Below are 18,865 nucleotides of genomic sequence, written 5' to 3' on the forward strand. Positions count from 1 at the left end.
TGAGCTCCGCCAATGCTTGTAACACTCTTCCGCCTACTCTCGACACTACCTCTATTTTTCCTACACGCAATAGGGACGCTGGGCGGCTGGCTGGTGTACCTGGCCTCTGCTTCGTATCGCAGCAAGTTAAAAGACAATCTGTTCCGGGCCGGTTATCCAGCGGCTTTGCCGCAAGCTATCAGCGAGTCCGGCAAGAGCATGTTTGAGCTGCCGTTCATCTGGTGCGCCGCGCCGCAACGCGTGTTGGGTACCGCCACCATCGAAAACTGGGAACTGGCGCAAGCAGCGCTGGATGCCAAAACCGGCGTGATCTTCCTGACCCCGCACCTGGGCTGCTTTGAAATCATTGCCCAGGCCATCGCCACCAAGACCGCGCTTACCGCACTCTATCGGCCACCTCGCAAAGCAGCCCTCAAACCTTTGATCGAGGGCGCACGCAGCCGTCATAACCTGTTGCTGGCGCCGGCCAATCTGGCGGGTGTGCGGACTCTGTTCAAGGCACTCAAAAAGGGCCAGGCGATCGGCTTGTTGCCGGATCAGGTGCCACAGAACGGCGAAGGAATCTGGGCCGACTTTTTCGGACGTCCAGCCTACACCATGACCTTGCCGGCCAAGCTGCAGCAAATGAGCGGCGCGCCGATTATCCTGTCTTATGCCGAACGGTTGCCGTTCGGCCGCGGTTATGTGATCCGCTTTGTGCCATTCGAAGAAACACCGGGCCACAGCCCCGAACAACGCACGCTGGCCATCAACCAGGCCATGGAGAGACTGATCGCACGTTGCCCGGCGCAATATATCTGGAGTTATAACCGCTACAAGACGCCGCCTGGAGTGGCGGCGCCCGCGCCCCCTGCCGCACAGGGGCCGCAGGCATGAGAGCCTTGCTCGGACTATTGTGGCTGGCGCATTTTTTACCGCTGTGGATCCTGGGCCCGGTTGGCGAAGCCCTGGGCTCGTTACTGTTCATCATCATGAAACCGCGGCGGCATATTACGCTGACCAATCTACGGCTGTGTTTTCCAGACATGCCGGAAACTGAGCGCGTGGCGTTGGCGCGCCGCCACTTCCAGGCATACTCGCGCAGCGTGCTGGAACGTAGCGTGCTGTGGTGGGCCTCTGAAAACCGCTTGCGCCGCCTGATCAAGATTGAATCGGATCTGCCGCTCAGCACCTTGCAAGCCGGTCCGACTATTCTGCTTTGCCCGCATTTCGTCTGCCTGGAAATTCCCGGCATCGCGCTGGTGTTGAATTCCGCGCTATCGATCTGCACTATTTATACGCGCCAGCAAGATGCGGTAATCGATGCAGCGCTGCTGAAGGGGCGTTCGCGCTTCCGTCCGGTCAAGCTGTTTAACCGTGAGCAAGGCGTCAAGCCGATCATCCGGGCGATGCGCGAAGGTTTTCCCTTCATCATGCTGCCGGATATGGATTTCGGCATGAAGGACGCCGAGTTTGTGCCGTTTTTTGGGATCCCGACGGCAACCCTTACCGCCACTGCACGGATCGCCGCCGCCACCAAAGCCAATGTGGTGCCAATGATCGCGACTTTCTTGCCTGGCTACAAAGGTTGGAAAGTGACCTTTTACCCCGCCTGGGAAAATTACCCCGGAGACGATATTGCCGAGGCAACCCGCCGCATGAACGCATTTATCGAAGCCCGTATCCTGGAAGCGCCGGCCGAATATTTCTGGGCCCACAAACGCTTCAAGACGCGGCCGCCGGGACAGGCCGATGTCTATTCCTCATCCACGCCGGAGCAGACTGACACTGCTGCGCACTAGCGTCGTTTCCATCATAATGCGCGTATGAAACTCAAATTCACAAAAATGCACGGTGCGGGTAATGATTTCGTCGTGATTGATGCGATCAGCCAGCATATAGACTTTACTGCAGCGCAATGGCAGCTACTGGGCGATCGCCGCTTTGGCGTAGGCGCAGATCAAATGCTGGTGGTGGAAAAATCAGACACAGATGGTGTCGATTTCCGTTATCGGATCTATAACGCTGACGGCGGCGAAGTCGAGCAATGCGGCAATGGCGCCCGCGCATTCGTCAAATTTGTCACCGACAAGGGTCTGACCAGCAAGCGCACGATTCGGGTGGAAACCATGTCCGGCGTAATTGAGCCGAAGCTGGAAGACGACGGCCGCATCACGGTCGATATGGGTGCTCCGATCCTGGCGCCCGCTGCGGTGCCGTTTGACGCCAGCAATCTGAGCGGCCAGGCGATGGGCGAGGATGTACTCTGGCCGCTGGAGATTCCGGGCAAACAAACCTGGATCTCAGTGGTGTCGATGGGCAATCCGCACGCGGTGCAAGTGGTTGAAGACAGCGAGGCAGCGCCGGTCTTGATCGACGGCCCGCTGATAGAGCATCACCCACGCTTTCCGCGGCGAGTTAACGCCGGCTTCATGCAAGTGGTCGATCGCCATCACATTAAGCTGCGTGTATTTGAGCGCGGCGCCGGCGAAACCCTGGCCTGCGGCACAGGGGCTTGCGCGGCGGTGGTAGCCGGCATCCGGCGCGGCTTGCTGGATTCGCCGGTCACAGTGCAAACCCATGGCGGTGAATTGTCGATTGCATGGGCTGGCGATCAGCAAGCGGTCATGATGACCGGCCCGGCGGTATCGGTATTCGAGGGTGAAATCGAAATGACTACGGCTGATTAGCTGTCAATGGTTGCTTCGTCGGCTTCGAGCTCAGAGGCCGGTGTCGCCGCCTTGAAGCGATACAGGCGCTGCCGATAGTTGCCTTCCGGTCCATTCGGCCCGCAATCCACATCTTCAAACAAGCGCGCAATCCGGCTCAAGGCCTGGCGCTCGTCGCCGGTCTGGATCAATATCAAACGACGTTTGCTGCGCGCATAGTGGGCTCGGATGTCGATTACCAGGCAATGGCCGCAATCGGCTTGATTCAAATCCAGCAACAAAGCTTCTGGCCGGCTCAAGCCAAATAAGATCGCGAGCTCAATCCGCGCGGCAAGAAACGGGTGCGCCTTGACTTGCTCGCGCGTCAGTTGTTGTTTTGCCGCTTCCGCCCAGGCTGCCGGCTGCGCGCTGTCGGCAATCTTTGCCAGCAGATCTGCCGCCTCGCTGCTGCCCTGTGCCGCCGCTTTTTGCAACCAGTAGACGGCGCGGACATCGTTGGTGAGTTTTTCGCGTCGATTGCGCCAGGCACTTAGTCCGCATTCCAGTTGCGCCGCAGAGTGCCCCATTTCGGCAGCATGTTCCAAATGGCGCTGCATATCCACCAGATTGCGCTGGGAAAATTCCGACTTCAAATATATCCGCGACAGGGCGTACCAGGCGTCCGCCAAACCAGCCTCGCCCGCCAGCGTCAGCCAGCGAATTGCCTTTTTATAATTGGCCGAGCCGGTTCCTACCAGCACCCGCTCGCCATCGCTATTCATGCGGGCATACCAGAGGCCCAGCGCCAATTGCGCAGCCTTATCGTCGCCATATGCGGCCAGTTCGAGAAACTGTTGCACCTCGCCGGCATCAAAGCTGGCGCTGGTCTGCAACACCTGAGCGCTGCGCAACAGCAAAGACAGGTTTTCTTCGCCAAGCTGGCGCGCCAGAGTTTCCGACGGCACATTCAATTGCGCCAAGATATCGGCATACTGTTCCGACAACGCTCTGGCCAGCGGCAACGCTCTTTCCAGGAAAACCGGCCAGTCGGATTTTTCCCAGGCCAGCTGCGCCAGCGATTGCTGCGCCTGCATCACGCCGGCATCCGCGGCGCGCGCGGTCCACTTCAAGGTGGCATCCTGCCCCATCTTGCTCTCGGCCTGGTTATCGCTGACAGGCGCCAGCGTCGACGTCCGGTTGACCGCAATTGCGGGCACACTGTCAGCATGTTGCGCCAACAGCCATTGAGCTTCGGCCACGCCAGCATTCGCAGCGGCTTCCAATACTTTGATCACCTTGCTGCGCAATCCCGGCAATACCTGCTCACCGCCAAGCTGGCCGTTGCCAGTCAATACCAGTTGCGCCAGCACCAGGCCCGCTTGCATCGAGCCGGCGTCAAAAGCCCGTTCGTACCAGACGCAAAGGGCCAAGGGATCAGCAGCGGCACGCGCTACCTCCAATGGAATATGACTGCCGATCAACATCCACGCTTCGGACTCCTGTTGTTGCGCAGCCCGGCCCAGCCAATGCAGCGCGGTCGAGAAGCTTTGTGGCAAGCCATTGCCGCCAAACAGATAGCGGCTGCCTAAAGCCAGTTGTGCCGCAGCCTGCCCTGCACGAGCGGCACGGATGATCGCTAGGTCCTCACGTTTAGCCATAAAGCCTTCGTTGCAAAAGCCTAAATTATGCTTGATAAATCGATTCTGTTTTATTTTAGGCAGATTTTTACAATCTACGCGTCTTTTACACCACACAAATACTCAAATTAATCACTCGGCTGCGAGCTATCGCGAATCTACCATCAATAGTTTTTTTTAAAAAAAGCCAGAAAGCACACAAAATCAGTTGTCGAAATACAACACATTTCACAAACAACATCGCTTTTTGCAAAATAACAATTGCCCAACAAACAAAATAAAATTCTTTTATGCCAAGCCCATTTAATGTTCGCGCCTCCGGCAAAAAGCTCAGATCCTCAAGCCGATTTTCAAATCAAGGACGTTAAATGAAAAAATCACTCATCGCATTGGCCGCACTCGGCACAATCGCTAGCGCAGCACAAGCTCAAAGCTCCGTCACTATCTACGGTACCGTAGATACCGGCATCACTTTCTCGAATCACAACGTGCGCACCGGCACTGCCAGCAACGGCAGCAAGTTCGGCGTCGACTCGGGCAACATCGATACTTCCCGCCTCGGCTTCAAGGGCACCGAAGATCTGGGTGGCGGCCTGAAAGCTTTGTTCCAACTGGAAGCGGGCTTCAAGAACGATACCGGCGCGTCAGATGGCAACGGCTTTGCTCGTAAATCGGTGGTTGGCCTGGCTGGCAACTTCGGTACTGTTACGCTGGGTCGTCAATCCGACATCCTGGACGACGCTGGCCATGCATACACATCCGTTAAAGATTTCGGTAATTTCGTAGGCAGCCCGCACGCTTTTGATCGCCTCGAAGGCATCCGCACGCAAAATTCGATTCGCTATGACAGCATGAATCTGAGCGGTTTCACTGGTAGCGTGATTTACGGCTTCGGCGAACAAGCCGGCCACACAACTGCCGGCCAATCCTTCGGCGCTGGCGGCACTTACGCTAACGGCCCATTGGGACTGTACGCTGGTTACTATCAATCGAAATTTGGCTCCAACCCTAGCGACACGCTGATTTCCGGCATCACCGCCTTGACTGGCCTGACTCCAGCCCAGCTGACAGCCGCCCACCTTGACGGCACCACTGTCAACAAGACATTCAGCCTGGGCGCCAGCTACCAAGCCGGTCCAGCACGCCTGTATGGCAACTGGTCGCGCGTCAACGTGCCTGACGTGCTCAAGCAAAATATTTTCGAACTCGGCGCAGACTATGCTGTAACAGCACCGATGCACTTGCTGGCGGCGGTTCAACACACCAAGACATCGATCGACGGTCTGCAAGGCTCCAAGCCATCCGTGACCCAGTTCAGCCTGGGCCTGGACTACTACCTGTCCAAGCGTACCGATCTGTATACCCTGGCTTCCTACGCAAAGGGCCGCAATGGCGCGCTGGTTGGCGACATTACAGCTCCAGCAGTACAGGGTAGCAACGGTAACAGCAATCAGACAGCAGTTGCAGTTGGCATCCGCCACAAGTTCTAATCAAACTTTATTGTCATTTGACGATAGATTCGATTGCGTTATGGGGGGCTGCTTGCCCCCCCCCCTCTTCCCAGTCCGGCGTATTAACCGTCGCAACTGAGAAGAGGAACTAACGGTGCGTAGCCCGAGATTATCTAGAAATAGAAGATTTTGGCGCATATTGTCGCCAGAGTTCACTTTAAGCAAACTGGAAATACGTTCTTTACCTGCTCTGATGCGCCATGCATCTTTAGCATGCCAGACAGTAAATAACACCTATCCTGCGTTTTCGGCGCACCCCACCAAGTCATGCGGAAACATACAGCCAGGCCAGAGCCAGGCTCGCCCCGCCTCGTGTCACAAAAATACAACACAATTAACAATCTTCCTCAATTTCGACCAATTTATAGCGTCACAGGAAACCAAACCGCCAGCATAGCCAGCGAGACACCTTAATGTTCATCCATCCGGCAAGATGTACGGATCCTTAAGACAGTTTTCTAAATAAAGGACGTCAAATGAAGAAATCACTAATCGCACTGGCCGTACTCGGCGCAATCGCAGGTGCAGCACAAGCTCAAAGCTCCGTAACCATCTACGGTATCGTTGATACTGGTATCGTGTACACAAGCAAGGCTTCGGCTGGCGCCGGCACTACTGGTAGCAAATTCAGCGTTAACTCCGGCGTTATCCAAGGTTCGCGTCTGGGTTTCAAAGGCGTTGAAGATCTGGGCGGCGGTCTGAAGGCTCTGTTCCAATTGGAAGCTGGTTTCAACAATGACACTGGCGCTTTGAACGGTCAAGACAGCAAGTCCTCGACAACTCTGTTCCGTCGTAAGTCGGTGGTCGGTCTGGGCGGCAACTTCGGTTCCGTTCTGCTGGGTCGTCAGACTGACATCCTGGACGACGTCAGCCAATGGACTTCGGTTCAAGACTTCGGCGGCGTAACTGGTTCCGTCGGTCACAACCTGGACCGTTTGGAAGGTACACGTACCAACAATTCGATCCGTTACAACACACCAGATTTCGCTGGCTTCACAGGTAGCGCAATCTATGGCTTCGGCGAAGCAGCTGGCAAAACTTCGAGCGGCCAATCGTTCGGTCTGGGCGGTCAGTACGCAAACGGCCCACTGGGTCTGTTCGCAGCTTACTACCAATCGAAATTGGGCACTGTTTCGGCTGCCGGCAATAGCAATGCCAGCGATGCTTCCCTGCTGAATAACAGCTCGCCAGTATTCAACAATAGCTATGGCGCTGCTGGCGATACAGCTCTGAAGACTTTCAGCTTGGGTGCTAGCTACCAAGTTGGTCCTGCACGTCTGTACGGTAACTGGTCGCGCGTTAAGCAACCTCTGGCAGTCAGCTCGACTACTCTGGGTCTGACACCAATCGGCGCCTTCAGCATTGGCGGCACCAACAACAGCAAAGCTGACATCTTCGAACTGGGTGTGAACTACTCAGTTACAGCTCCTCTGCACCTGTTAGCTAGCGTTCAGTACAACAAGCTGACATTTGCTGATGCAAACTCCCCTAAGGGTAAGCTGACCCAAATCAACCTGGGTACTGACTACTTCCTGTCGAAGCGTACTGACCTGTATGCATTCGTTTCGAACCTGCGCGCTAAAGATGCTGCCAATCCAGGCGTCTTCGGTGACGGCATCGGCAGCAACACTGACAAGCAAAACCAAACAGCAGTTGCTGTTGGTATCCGTCACAAGTTCTAATTTAAGCTAACCGAACCCGCAGCAGCAAGCGGGCCAGGTTGCTTGACTAGAGATGTAAAAGGCCCACATGGCTTGCCATGTGGGCCTTTTTTATTGTGCCGCGCTCATTGAGCTGAACCCCGTGCCGAACTCTCTCGTGCTGCCGGGTTGTCACGCAGCGCGATAGCGGTGTACTCTTGATCATTCTTTTTCTTCTCTTCATCACCGACCTTGTCCACACACCTCATGAGCTCCCAACTTGATCCCGATACTGTCGCCCAATATCTGATCGACTCCCCCCATTTTTTCGAAGAACATGCCGAACTGCTGGCAAAGATCCGCCTCAGCAGCCCCTTGTTAGGCCGCGCTGTGTCGCTGCAGGAGCGGCAGATGGAGGTGCTGCGCGAGAAAATCAAATTGCAGGATTTGCGACTCGCCGACATGATGCGCAATGCCCAGGAAAATGACGCCAGCTCGCATAAACTGCATACCTGGACTCGCAGCTTGCTGTTGGCGCGTAATGACGTTGACTTGCCGCACACACTGGTCGATGGCCTGCGCACCAGCTTTGCAGTGCCTCAGGCTACCTTGCGCTTGTGGGGTGTGGCCGAGGATTATTCGCACACCTGGTTTGCGGCAGCGGCTTCCGAGGATGTCAAACTTTTCGCCAATGGCTTGAGCCTGCCGTTTTGCGGCAGCAATAATGATTTCGAAGCTGCCGCCTGGCTTGAACACGACGTCCAGTCCGTTGCCATGCTGCCGCTACGCAGCACTAGCGCCACCTCGGCAACCTTCGGCCTGCTAGTGCTGGGCTCCCCCGATCCGCAACGCTTCAGCGCCGACATGGCGACCGACTTCCTGGTGCAAATTGGCGAAACGGCCAGCGCGGCACTGGCTTGCTTGCTCGCGTAGCCCTGGTGCATCCTCATCCTTCGACATCGTGAGCGGCGATACCAATTCAACTTACCTGAGCAGCTATCTGGATAGCCTGGCCGGTCAGCGCCAGCTGTCAACGCATACCATCAGCAACTACGCCCGTGATCTGAAAGAACTGGCGGCCCTGACACAAGCGCTGGGCGAGCATTGGGAATTCGCCGCCGTCACTCACTTCCACATTCGTAAATTTGCCGCGCAATTGCACTCCCGCGGCTTGAATCCGAGTTCGATTGCGCGCAAGTTGTCAGCCTGGCGCGGATTTTTCGAATGGCTGGCGGAACAGACCACACTTGCCAGCAACCCTGTCGAAGGCGTCAAAGCGCCAAAACGCGCCAAACCGCTGCCGAAAGCGATGGCGGCGGATGACGCGATACATCTGGTTGCCAGCCCCAACCCGCTGGCCGATGCCGGATCCAGCATGGCGCTATGCAATCACGCGATGTTTGAATTGCTGTATTCCAGCGGGCTGCGGGTCTCGGAACTGGTGGGGCTGGACCTACGTTACAAGCGGCTGGCTGACTACGAATCGGCCGGTTGGATCGATCTGGATGCGGCGGAAGTGACAGTCACCGGCAAAGGCGGGAAAAAACGCAGCGTACCGGTAGGCAAGCCGGCAATACAAGCTATCGCGGCATGGCTGCCGCAACGCGAAACGCTGCTCAAAGGCGATCAGGAACAGCATACTGCGGCGTTATTCTTGACCGAACGCGGCACCCGCGTGTCGCCGCGCGTGGTTCAATTGCGCTTGAAACATCATGCGCAGTCGCTCGGCATCGCCAGCAATGTCCATCCCCATGTGCTACGCCATTCATTCGCCTCGCACATGCTGCAGGGTTCCGGCGATTTGCGCGCAGTGCAGGAGCTGCTGGGGCACGCATCGATTGCCGCCACCCAGGTCTACACCTCGCTTGATTTCCAGCGCCTGGCGCAGGTCTATGACGCCGCCCACCCGCGCGCAAAAAAAATTTCAGATAAATGATCAGCAGGCAGCAAGCGTTTTAACTACCGGGATTGAGCCACATCCGACATCAAATATGCAACTGAATTGCATTTCAGGCATAATTGGCGTCTCACCTACCCACATCGCATTATGAATCCAGGCCCGAAATCCAAATCTACCGCTGCCACTGCAGCCGCCAAGGGCAACTCCCAACCACATGCGGCGGCACTGGCCGAGGCGCAGTTGCGCGAAGTCGCGCTGCGCATCACGCCTGCCCGCATCAAAGTCCTGGCGGCCCTGCTGGAAGCACGTTGCGCTTTTTCGCATCAGGACATGCAGGATCAATTTGTCGAGATGGACCGGGTGACCTTGTATCGCGCCCTCGATTGCCTGACCGACGCCGGCCTGGCGCACAAGATTGCCGGCGACGACCGCGTATTCCGTTATAGCGCCGGTACCGAACACAGCGCCGCAGCGCACCAGACCCAGCATCAGCATCAACACGGACATTTCAAATGCACCCGTTGCGCCAAGGTGTTTTGCCTGGACGGCAGCGGCGACGCCGGTTTCCTGGATAGCATACTGGCGCTCGGCGACAACCATGCCGGCAGCACCCCGGCCAAGCTGCGCAAGCAGTTGCAACAAGCTTTGCAAGACACGCTAGGCAAGGGTTTTCAGGGTCATGAAATCGAACTGACCATCAAGGGCTGGTGCGCCGATTGCTCCCATTGATTGGTGTAGCAGCGTTGTGTAACAGCATTGTTGAAACAGCCCTGCAGCAGCGTGACTGATCTGAATCCTATCCCGCTTTTTATCGTTTTTTATTTTTCTGAATCTGACCATGGCACTTATTCCGACCACTATCCTGACCGGCTTTCTCGGCGCCGGCAAAACCACTTTGCTGAACCGCATCCTGCAACAGCAGCATGGCCATAAAATCGCCGTGATTGAAAATGAATTCGGCCAGGAAAATATCGACAATGAAATCCTGGTGCAGGACAGCACCGAGCAAATCGTCGAGATGAACAACGGCTGCATCTGCTGCACCGTGCGCGGCGACCTGATCGTTGCGCTGACCACGCTGGCACGCCGCCGTACCGCGGGCGAACTAAACTTTGACCGGGTGATTATCGAAACCACCGGCATGGCCAATCCAGGGCCGGTAGCGCAAACCTTCTTTGTCGACGATGAAGTGGCGATGCACTTCATGCTGGACGCCATCGTCACCGTAGTCGATGCAAAACATGCAATGGCGCAGCTCGATCAACAAGAAGAAGCGCAACGCCAGGTAGGCTTTGCCGATAAGTTGCTGCTCTCCAAAACCGATCTGGTCAGCACAGAAGAAGTGGCCGTCTTGACCAGCCGTCTGAAACGCATCAATCCGCGCGCACCGGTCATTACTCTCGATCCGCAACACACGCCGATAGACGAAATCCTGGATATCCGTGGTTTCAATCTCAACGCCAAGCTGGAAATCGACCCTGATTTTTTGGCAACCGAAGAACATGCCCACGAGCATAGCGGCGACGATTGCGACCACCCATCCCATCAACATGAAGGACATGCCCACCACGATCATCACGACCATCATCGCCCGCATCACGACGACGAAATCGCGGCTTTTGTGTTCAAAAGTGAAAGGCCATTCGATACCGCGCGCCTTGACGAGTTTCTCGGCGGCCTGGTACAAGTCTACGGACCGCGCATGTTGCGCTACAAAGGCGTATTGTTGATGGATGGCGCCGACCGCAAGGTAGTGTTCCAAGGAGTGCACCAGATCATGGGCAGCGATGTCGGCGGTAAATGGGATGAGAATGAGACACGCGGCAGCAAAATGGTCTTCATTGGCAAGAATCTGCCGAAAGACATTTTTATTCGCGGTTTGGAGCAATGTTTGGTATAAACTATGGCAGTTTTGCGCTGGGAAATCACTGGATAGCGGGCCAATCGCATCGTCGCTTGGTTGCTGATTTAAGGAGAGGACCATGAACCTGACCGTTAAAAAGACCGTTGCCAAGAAGGCAGCGGCCTCGCTAGGCAAAATGACGCCGAAAGCCCGGCAGGCTAGTGCTCCCGCCAGTGAAAAAATAGCTGAAAAATCGGCAAAACTCTCCGCCAAGGCGCCGCGGAAGACCGAGCCCCCTGCTGCAACCGCAAACAAGGCCGTGCCTAAAGTTGCCAAACCCAGTCCCAAACCTGTTGTAAAATCGCTAGCCAAGAAAACGGCGATTGCCAAATCTGTTACAAAATCCGATCCTGCAGCTGACAAGGAAACGCGCAACGAGGTAACGCGTAATACAACGAGCGGTAGTTCTGTTACAAAGAAACTGAGTTCCCCAACGGCCAGATCCGGTGCTGGCAGCACCAGCAACAAGCCCGTAAGTGCCGGATCAACGGATAAAATTGAAAAAAACGTCGTATCGAAAGCAAGCGAAGTGGCTACTAAAACAACCAAACCAACCTCTGAATCCATTCTGTTGACCGAAGAGCAAATCCTCAAGATGAGCGAAAAGGACTACATGAATGAGGCGCAACTGGCTTTCTTCAAAGCGCGTTTGCAGCAGTTAGAAATCGACCTGCTCAAGAATGCAGGAGAAACCACTGAACATTTGCGTGAAACCGTCCTGGTGCCGGATCCTGCAGACCGTGCGACCATCGAAGAAGAACATGCGCTCGAACTGCGGACCCGCGATCGTGAGCGCAAATTGCTGAAGAAAGTACAGCAGTCGATCGCATCGATTGACGCCGGCGAGTATGGCTGGTGCGAAGAAACCGGCGAGCCTATCGGCATTCCACGTTTGCTGGCGCGGCCAACGGCTACCCTGTCGCTGGAAGCACAACAACGTCGCGAACTGAAACAAAAGCTTTACGGCGATTGATTCTCGATAGCGGTCCGGCTTGGGGAAAACGCAAGCCGGAGCAGCATAGCAGGCTTGCGTAGTTTGTCTGCGGCCTGATCACTAGCGCTTCCTCTGCCGCTTTCACGCGCTTTTACGTTATCCAGACTCCTTGATGTCAGCCCAAGCATGCCGCTCAAGACGCCTCCAGCACACCGCCCTGGCGCCGCTGCTGGTGTTCGTGCTGATATGTGCGATCCTGTTCGCCCAATGGCTGGGGCTGACGCATAGCATCGTCCACGCAGCCTGGGAAAACAAGCCGTCGACCCGCCTGACGCACATGACGTCGGTGATTGAACGCACCATCGAAGGCGGCGGCAAAGCACATCACTCTTGCGCAGCCTTCGATGACGCCACCCTGGCAGCGGCGATTTACTCGACGCCTCTAGCGCTACCGCCACTACCCGGCAAACACCTGCTGGCCTTGTGGCAGGCATTCGCCTCTTGGGATGCGCCGTTTACCTGCCATTTTTCACCACGCGCACCGCCCCGTTCCTGACAGGACGCTTCACTCGTTTCGCTCATCCCGAAGCATCAAACGCATCGAATTATTTATTGCCGTCGCCCTATCGCCGATATGGCCGTCGTCCGGATAATCCGTGCCCGATCGCGCTCTGGCCATGCCTTGCTGCCGACGACTGATGTCGCCTGGAGCTGCAGGCTTTGGCCTGGCGCTGTCGCGTACAGCTTCCGCATCGATATGAAAAGCGACGGCCATCACCTGTCTAGGAATCATCATGTCTGCCCAACGTACGCTGTTATCCAGTGCGGTTCTATCCGCGCTGTCCGTTCTGTCGTCTACTGCATCCGCCCAGAGCGACACTATCGATGCAACTAAAACCTTGCCACCCATCGTGGTCAACGCCAGTCCGCTCAACGCCAATGTCGATACCCAGATCCTGACGCCGACCAAAGTCTTGTCCGGTGAAGAATTGCGCAACAAGACCGGCGCCTCGCTGGGCGACACCTTGTCGCAAGAACTGGGCGTATCGGCATCCGGTTTCGGCGCCGGCGCTTCCCGCCCGATCATTCGCGGCATGGAAGGTCCACGCGTCAAGATCCTGCAAAACGGCATGTCGGTGGCCGACGTATCGAGCCTGTCCAACGATCATGCGGTAGCCACTGAAGCCGCTACCGCCCGCCAAATTGAAATCCTGCGCGGCCCCGCCGCTCTGTTGTATGGTTCCGGCGCAATCGGCGGCCTGGTCAACGTCGTCAATGACCGCATCCCGACCCAATTACAAAAAGAGATCAGTGGCGAAGCCGAGGCCCGCTATAGCAGCGTCGATAACGGCAGAAGCACCTCTCTGACCCTGGACGGCGCCACCGGACCGATCGGCATGCATCTGGACGGCAACTGGCGCGATACCGGAAATTACAAGATCCCCGGCCATGCCAGCCAGAACGATCCCGGTTCAGCGTCGGGCCGCCTGCCTAATTCCTTTACCCACGAAACCGGTGTCGGCGCTGGCGCCTCCTACCTGGCTTCCTGGGGTTATGTCGGCGCCTCGGTGGCAACCCTGGACGACCACTATGGCATCCCCACTGCAGAAAAGTCCTTTATCGATCTGCATCAAACCCGTTACGACATCGCCGGCCAGGTCGACCAGCCGCTGGCAGGCTTCGAAAAATTCACATTCAAGCTGGGCCACACCGACTACACCCACACCGAGAAACAGGAAAACGGCACACCGAACACGATTTTCTCCAACCAGTCGACCGAGAGCCGATGGGAACTCGCGCACAAACCATTGGCCGGCTGGCACGGCACTTTCGGCATGCAAACCGAAGACACGCGCTTCTCGGCCTTGGCTGCGGAGAGCGGTCTGCCCAATACCATACCGCGTACCAAATCAACTTCGATCGCGGCGTTCCTGGTGGAAGAACGCAATTTTGGTCCGCTGCTGACTAGCGCCGGCTTGCGTCTTGAATCGGTCAAACGCCGGCCCGATGCGGAGTCCGGTTTCGCTGACCGCAAATTCAGCCTGGCATCCTATTCGGTCGGTGCTTTGTGGAATTTCATGCCAGGATACGGCTTCGGCCCCACGGTTTCAATCGCGCAACGCGCACCGGCTGCCGAAGAACTGTATTCCAACGGCCCGCACGAATCCACCGCCACTTTCGATATCGGCGATCCGAGCTTGAAAAAAGAAACCTCGCGCAATATCGAACTGACCTTGCAAAAAACTACAGGGCTGATTCGCTGGAAAGCCAATCTGTTCCAGAATCATGTCAGCAATTATGTGTTTGGCCGTAATGCCGGCCAGGTTGACGCCAGCGGTGCGCCAGAGCTGGACGGCGAGTTCACCGAACGCTTCTGGTCGCAGGCGGACGCCACCATCCGCGGCGCCGAAGCGGAAATAAGCTACAACCTGCGCGGCGAAGGTTTTTCGATACGCGGCTTTGCCGATGCCTCACGCGGCAAGCTGGATCAGATGGGCAACCTGCCATTGCAACCGGCCAGCCGTTACGGTGTCGATCTCGGTTATGTACAGGGTGCATGGCGTAGCGGCGTCACTGTCCTGCGCGCACAGCAACAAGATCGGCTGGCGACCTTTGAAAACCGCGTGACGCCGGCATACACCAAAATCGACGCCAATCTCTCGTATACCCAGACGCTGGGGACGCTTCGGCTCACTTGGTTTGCCTTGGCCAAAAATCTGTTGAATCAGGATATCCGTCTGGCGACTTCCGTGTTGAAAGACATCGCACCACAACCAGGACGCAGCTTGATTCTTGGGGTACGCAGCAAGTTCTAAAACAGAAAACCGGGATTGCAAAGCAAGGCAATAATCCATGCCATGGCCTGCCGCGCAATCCCCCGCCTGGCCCCATGCATCGGCCTAGAGAGTGATCGTTCTTTCCACCTGAAATGCGAAATTCACAACATATTTATGTCATCACTTAAGGGCTTCCAGGCATACTTCCTGAGTTGCTTTGTGTTACCTTTAGCGGTATCGATTGATCGTGCTTTTTTTACCTAAGAATAAGCAAAAGCAAGAACGGTCTCCAAACAAAAATGGTGCAATAAACAAAGCAAAAGCGATGATAAAAGCGTAATTCGCAGAATCGGAATTGGATCACGGCTAGCCCATCCGAGACCTCGGCTTTCAATACAAATCGCAGCTACTCGTACAGCTTTAACAGCAACTTACTTTCAGGATTAACACGTGGGGATTTTCTCGCTCTTCGGCAAAAATAATCGTCCAAACGGCACACCACCGGCGGATGACAAGGAAGCAGCCGCAGCAGACAATCAAGCGCCGGTTCTGTTTGGTGAAAGTCCTGAGCGACACGCCAACTCGACCACGCAGCGCGATGGTGCGGCACGCAGCACCACAACCATGAAGATCGATGCGATCGAATCGGAGATGTCGTCCGAATTCGTCCATCTGCCGCCCTCCTCCAAAGCGTCGGCCGACATCGACAGCACGCCGACCACCACCCAGGGCCCGCTCACCACCCAGCTGACGCTGCCGGTAATGAGCAGGACCACAGAATATCTGGACGATCAATCGCGCAGCGGCAGCATCGAAGTGTCGGTATCCGACACGCCGGAAGTAATTGAAGAGGCGGCAGTATTGTTTGCCAGCGATCAGAGTGACATTGCCGAAGTGCTGCTGCTAAATGCAATTGCCGAAAACAATCTCGGTTCATCCACCCACATCGTTTGGTGGATGCTGCTGGACCTGTATCAGATCACCGGCAAGCAACAGGAATTCGACAATCTATCGGTCGACTTTGCCAACAAATTTGAAACTTCGCCGCCGACCTGGATCGATATCATGACACTCGATCCGCAGGCAAAAACCCAGGAAAAAACAGGCACTTCGCCGGCAGTGGCTTTCTCCGGCAAGCTCGACGCCAACATCGGCAAACAGCTGGAACGCGCACAAAAACTGAGTGCCACCCATCCGGCGGTGCGCCTGGAGTTTACCCGGGTCAGCGCGGTCGACCCGATCGGTTGCGGCCTGTTGCTGCGCATGTTGAAAAAACTGCAAAAATCCGGGCTGGACCTGACACTGGTCGGCGCCGACGAACTGGCCGACAAGATTCGCCAGATCCTGCAGGTCGGGCGACGCGACGAAACCGCTGCGCCGTGGCTGCTGCTGCTGGAAATATTGCATCTGCTCAATCTCGAGCAGGCCTACGAAGACGCCAGCATAGATTACTCGATCACTTTCGAAGTCTCGCCACCACCGTTTGTAGCGCCGCACGCCAAGATCATCACTGCGGCTGAGGACAATACGCAAAACGTGAATCTCAGCGGCAGCAGCAGTTTGCTGATGCCGATCCTGATTGAAGGGCGAACCGAAGAGTTGCTGACCAAAATCCAAACCCACGCGATTGCCCACAGCCCCGCGATCATGGATTGCTCGCGTTTGGTCAGGGTCGATTTCAGCGCCGCCGGCGAACTGCTGAATGGCTTGGCATTGCTTGCCGGCAGCGGCAACGCGATTGAGTTTCACAACGTCAACCATCTGGTGACGGCCCTGTTCAAGGTGGTAGGCATACAGGAAATCGTGCGTGTAGTGCCACGCAAGAATTAGTTTTTTAGCAAAACCAAATCTCTGCAGTAGCAAAAGAACAACGCTAAATCCGTGTAATTCAGCGCTTGTAATCAAGCCGGCCGTCCCCATTTTTTCGGAACAGTATCGATTTATCATTCGATAGCGAATCACATCATGCAGCTCCGGCGCTCTGCGTCCTGCATGAGCGGCCCCGGGGCCGCCTTTTCTGAGGCTAGCAAAATGGAACAATTTCACGGCACCACCATTCTTTCAGTGCGACGCGGCAACAGCGTTGCGCTCGGCGGAGATGGCCAGGTAACACTCGGCAACGTCGTCATGAAGGGCACCGCCCGCAAAGTCCGCAAGTTATACCAAGGCAAGGTGCTGGTCGGTTTTGCCGGCGGTACTGCCGATGCCTTCACCCTGCTCGATCTGTTCGAAGCAAAACTGGAAAAGCATCAGGGCAATCTGATGCGCGCCTCGGTCGATCTCGCCAAGGAATGGCGCACCGATCGCATGTTGCGCCGGCTGGAAGCCATGCTGTTGACCGCCGACCGCGAAACCACCCTGGTGATCACCGGCAACGGCGATGTGCTGGAGCCTACCGACGGCATTGGCGCAATCGGCTCGGGCGGCACTTTCGCCCAATCGGCAGCCAAAGCGCTGCAGGAAAACACTGAATTGTCGCCGGCCGACATCGTCAAGAAATCGCTGGTGATTGCAGGTGAACTCTGCATTTACACCAATCAATCGCACATCATCGAAACTCTCGATTAAGACCTAACATCATGAACATGACTCCCCAAGAAATTGTTTCAGAACTGGATAAACATGTAGTCGGCCAGGATCGCGCCAAGCGTGCGGTGGCGATTGCCTTGCGTAACCGCTGGCGCCGGCAGCAGGTCGCCGAGCCGCTGCGCCATGAAATCACGCCCAAGAACATTTTGATGATCGGGCCTACCGGCGTCGGCAAGACTGAAATTGCACGGCGCCTGGCCAAGCTGGCCGATGCTCCCTTCATCAAGATCGAAGCCACCAAGTTCACCGAGGTCGGTTACGTCGGGCGCGACGTCGACACCATCATCCGTGACCTGATCGACATCGGCATCAAGCAAACCCGTGAAGCGGAAATGCGCAAAGTGCGCACCCGTGCCGAGGATGCCGCCGAAGACCGGGTGATCGATATCCTGGTGCCGCCGGCGCGCGATTTCGGCTTTCATCCTGAACCAAGCCCAGGCGATGGCGAAAGCGGCGGTGACAAAGGCAGCAACACCCGTCAGACTTTCCGCAAGCGGCTGCGCGAAGGCACGCTCGACGATAAGGAAATCGAGATCGAGCTATCGGAAGCGACTTCGCAAATGGAAATCATGGCTCCGCCCGGCATGGAAGAAATGACCGAGCAGATCAAATCCATGTTTTCCGGAGTCGGCGGCAATCGCAAGAAAAACCGCAAGCTCAAGATCAAGGATGCGATGAAAATCCTGATCGAGGAAGAAGCCGCCAAACTGGTTAACGAAGATGAGCTGAAGCAAAAAGCCATCAATAACGTTGAGCAAAACGGCATCGTGTTTCTGGATGAGATCGACAAGATCGCCACCCGTTCGCAAAACGGCGGCGCCGATGTCTCGCGCGCCGGAGTGCAACGCGATTTGCTGCCGCTGGTGGAAGGCACCACCGTCAACACCAAATACGGCATGATCAAGACCGATCACATCCTGTTTATCGCCTCCGGCGCTTTCCATCTGGCCAAACCGTCGGATCTGATCCCGGAGCTGCAAGGCCGCTTCCCGATCCGGGTCGAGCTCGATTCGTTGTCGATCAGCGATTTCGAAAGAATCATGACTGGCACCGACGCCTGCCTGACCAAGCAATATGAGGCGCTGCTGGCAACCGAGGGAGTAACGCTGGAGTTTGCCAAAGAAGGCGTGCTGCGACTCGCGGAAATCGCCTTTTCAGTCAATGAAAAAACCGAAAACATCGGCGCCCGCCGGCTGTATACCGTAATGGAAAAACTGCTGGAAGAAATTTCGTTTTCGGCGACTAACTCCGGCGAGAAAACCATGGTGATCGATGCTGCTTATGTCGATCAGCGGCTGGGAGCTTTGGAAGTCAACGAAGATTTATCGCGTTACGTGCTGTAAGACA

General features: G+C 56.2%; 16 protein-coding genes. 15 read left to right on the top strand and 1 reads right to left on the bottom strand.

Going from position 1 to position 18,865, the window contains the following annotated elements:
* Positions 1–12: 12 nt before the first annotated feature.
* From VNZ60_RS14145 to dapF, 3 genes are read left to right on the top strand one after another with little or no spacing between them, the layout of a single operon-like run.
* Positions 13–876, top strand: a complete 864-nt coding sequence (locus VNZ60_RS14145) for a lysophospholipid acyltransferase family protein (RefSeq protein WP_325660164.1) — start codon at positions 13–15, stop codon at positions 874–876.
* Positions 873–1,781: an LpxL/LpxP family acyltransferase gene (locus VNZ60_RS14150; RefSeq protein WP_325660166.1), complete on the top strand. Its 909-nt coding sequence runs from the start codon at positions 873–875 to the stop codon at positions 1,779–1,781. Before VNZ60_RS14145 ends, VNZ60_RS14150 begins: the two co-directional genes overlap by 4 nt.
* A 24-nt stretch (positions 1,782–1,805) precedes the next feature.
* Positions 1,806–2,669: a diaminopimelate epimerase gene (dapF, locus tag VNZ60_RS14155; RefSeq protein WP_325660167.1), complete on the top strand. Its 864-nt coding sequence runs from the start codon at positions 1,806–1,808 to the stop codon at positions 2,667–2,669.
* Here dapF and VNZ60_RS14160 read toward each other — a convergent pair.
* Positions 2,666–4,285 (bottom strand): tetratricopeptide repeat protein, encoded by a 1,620-nt coding sequence (locus VNZ60_RS14160; RefSeq protein ID WP_325660169.1) that lies wholly within the window; start codon positions 4,283–4,285, stop codon positions 2,666–2,668. The two genes, dapF and VNZ60_RS14160, sit on opposite strands and share 4 nt — an antisense overlap.
* A gap of 347 nt (positions 4,286–4,632) precedes the next feature.
* On the opposite strand from VNZ60_RS14160, the gene VNZ60_RS14165 reads away from it, so the two are divergent.
* The 12 genes from VNZ60_RS14165 to hslU all read left to right on the top strand — a co-directional run bounded on the left by VNZ60_RS14165 (position 4,633) and on the right by hslU (position 18,861).
* Complete coding sequence (locus VNZ60_RS14165) at positions 4,633–5,754, top strand: porin (protein ID WP_325660171.1); 1,122 nt, start codon at positions 4,633–4,635, stop codon at positions 5,752–5,754.
* 497 nt (positions 5,755–6,251) lie between these two features.
* Entirely contained in the window at positions 6,252–7,457 is a 1,206-nt protein-coding gene (locus tag VNZ60_RS14170) for a porin (RefSeq protein WP_325660173.1), read from the top strand.
* Between the two features lie 225 nt (positions 7,458–7,682).
* Entirely contained in the window at positions 7,683–8,348 is a 666-nt protein-coding gene (locus tag VNZ60_RS14175) for a DUF484 family protein (RefSeq protein ID WP_325660174.1), read from the top strand.
* 28 nt (positions 8,349–8,376) lie between these two features.
* Positions 8,377–9,351: a tyrosine recombinase XerC gene (gene xerC, locus VNZ60_RS14180; RefSeq protein ID WP_325660175.1), complete on the top strand. Its 975-nt coding sequence runs from the start codon at positions 8,377–8,379 to the stop codon at positions 9,349–9,351.
* Between the two features lie 111 nt (positions 9,352–9,462).
* Positions 9,463–10,044 (top strand): Fur family transcriptional regulator, encoded by a 582-nt coding sequence (locus VNZ60_RS14185; protein WP_325660177.1) that lies wholly within the window; start codon positions 9,463–9,465, stop codon positions 10,042–10,044.
* 109 nt (positions 10,045–10,153) lie between these two features.
* On the top strand, positions 10,154–11,215 hold the full coding sequence (locus VNZ60_RS14190) for a CobW family GTP-binding protein (protein ID WP_325660179.1): 1,062 nt from the start codon (positions 10,154–10,156) through the stop codon (positions 11,213–11,215).
* Between the two features lie 82 nt (positions 11,216–11,297).
* Positions 11,298–12,191, top strand: a complete 894-nt coding sequence (gene dksA / locus VNZ60_RS25260) for an RNA polymerase-binding protein DksA (protein ID WP_414648841.1) — start codon at positions 11,298–11,300, stop codon at positions 12,189–12,191.
* A 133-nt stretch (positions 12,192–12,324) separates the two neighbouring features.
* Entirely contained in the window at positions 12,325–12,708 is a 384-nt protein-coding gene (locus VNZ60_RS14200; RefSeq protein WP_325660181.1) for a hypothetical protein, read from the top strand.
* Positions 12,709–12,946: 238 nt separating this feature from the next.
* Positions 12,947–14,968 carry a TonB-dependent receptor gene (locus VNZ60_RS14205; RefSeq protein ID WP_325660183.1) on the top strand — a complete coding sequence of 674 codons (2,022 nt, stop codon included), beginning with the start codon at positions 12,947–12,949 and terminating at the stop codon, positions 14,966–14,968.
* A gap of 411 nt (positions 14,969–15,379) precedes the next feature.
* Complete coding sequence (locus VNZ60_RS14210; protein WP_325660185.1) at positions 15,380–16,759, top strand: STAS domain-containing protein; 1,380 nt, start codon at positions 15,380–15,382, stop codon at positions 16,757–16,759.
* Between the two features lie 201 nt (positions 16,760–16,960).
* Positions 16,961–17,497 carry an ATP-dependent protease subunit HslV gene (hslV, locus tag VNZ60_RS14215; protein ID WP_041743744.1) on the top strand — a complete coding sequence of 179 codons (537 nt, stop codon included), beginning with the start codon at positions 16,961–16,963 and terminating at the stop codon, positions 17,495–17,497.
* Positions 17,498–17,508: 11 nt separating this feature from the next.
* Positions 17,509–18,861, top strand: a complete 1,353-nt coding sequence (hslU, locus tag VNZ60_RS14220) for an ATP-dependent protease ATPase subunit HslU (protein WP_325660188.1) — start codon at positions 17,509–17,511, stop codon at positions 18,859–18,861.
* Positions 18,862–18,865 lie beyond the last annotated feature (4 nt).

Source organism: Collimonas sp., assembly GCF_035566375.1.
In the GTDB taxonomy this organism is placed as follows: Bacteria; Pseudomonadota; Gammaproteobacteria; order Burkholderiales; family Burkholderiaceae_D; genus Collimonas.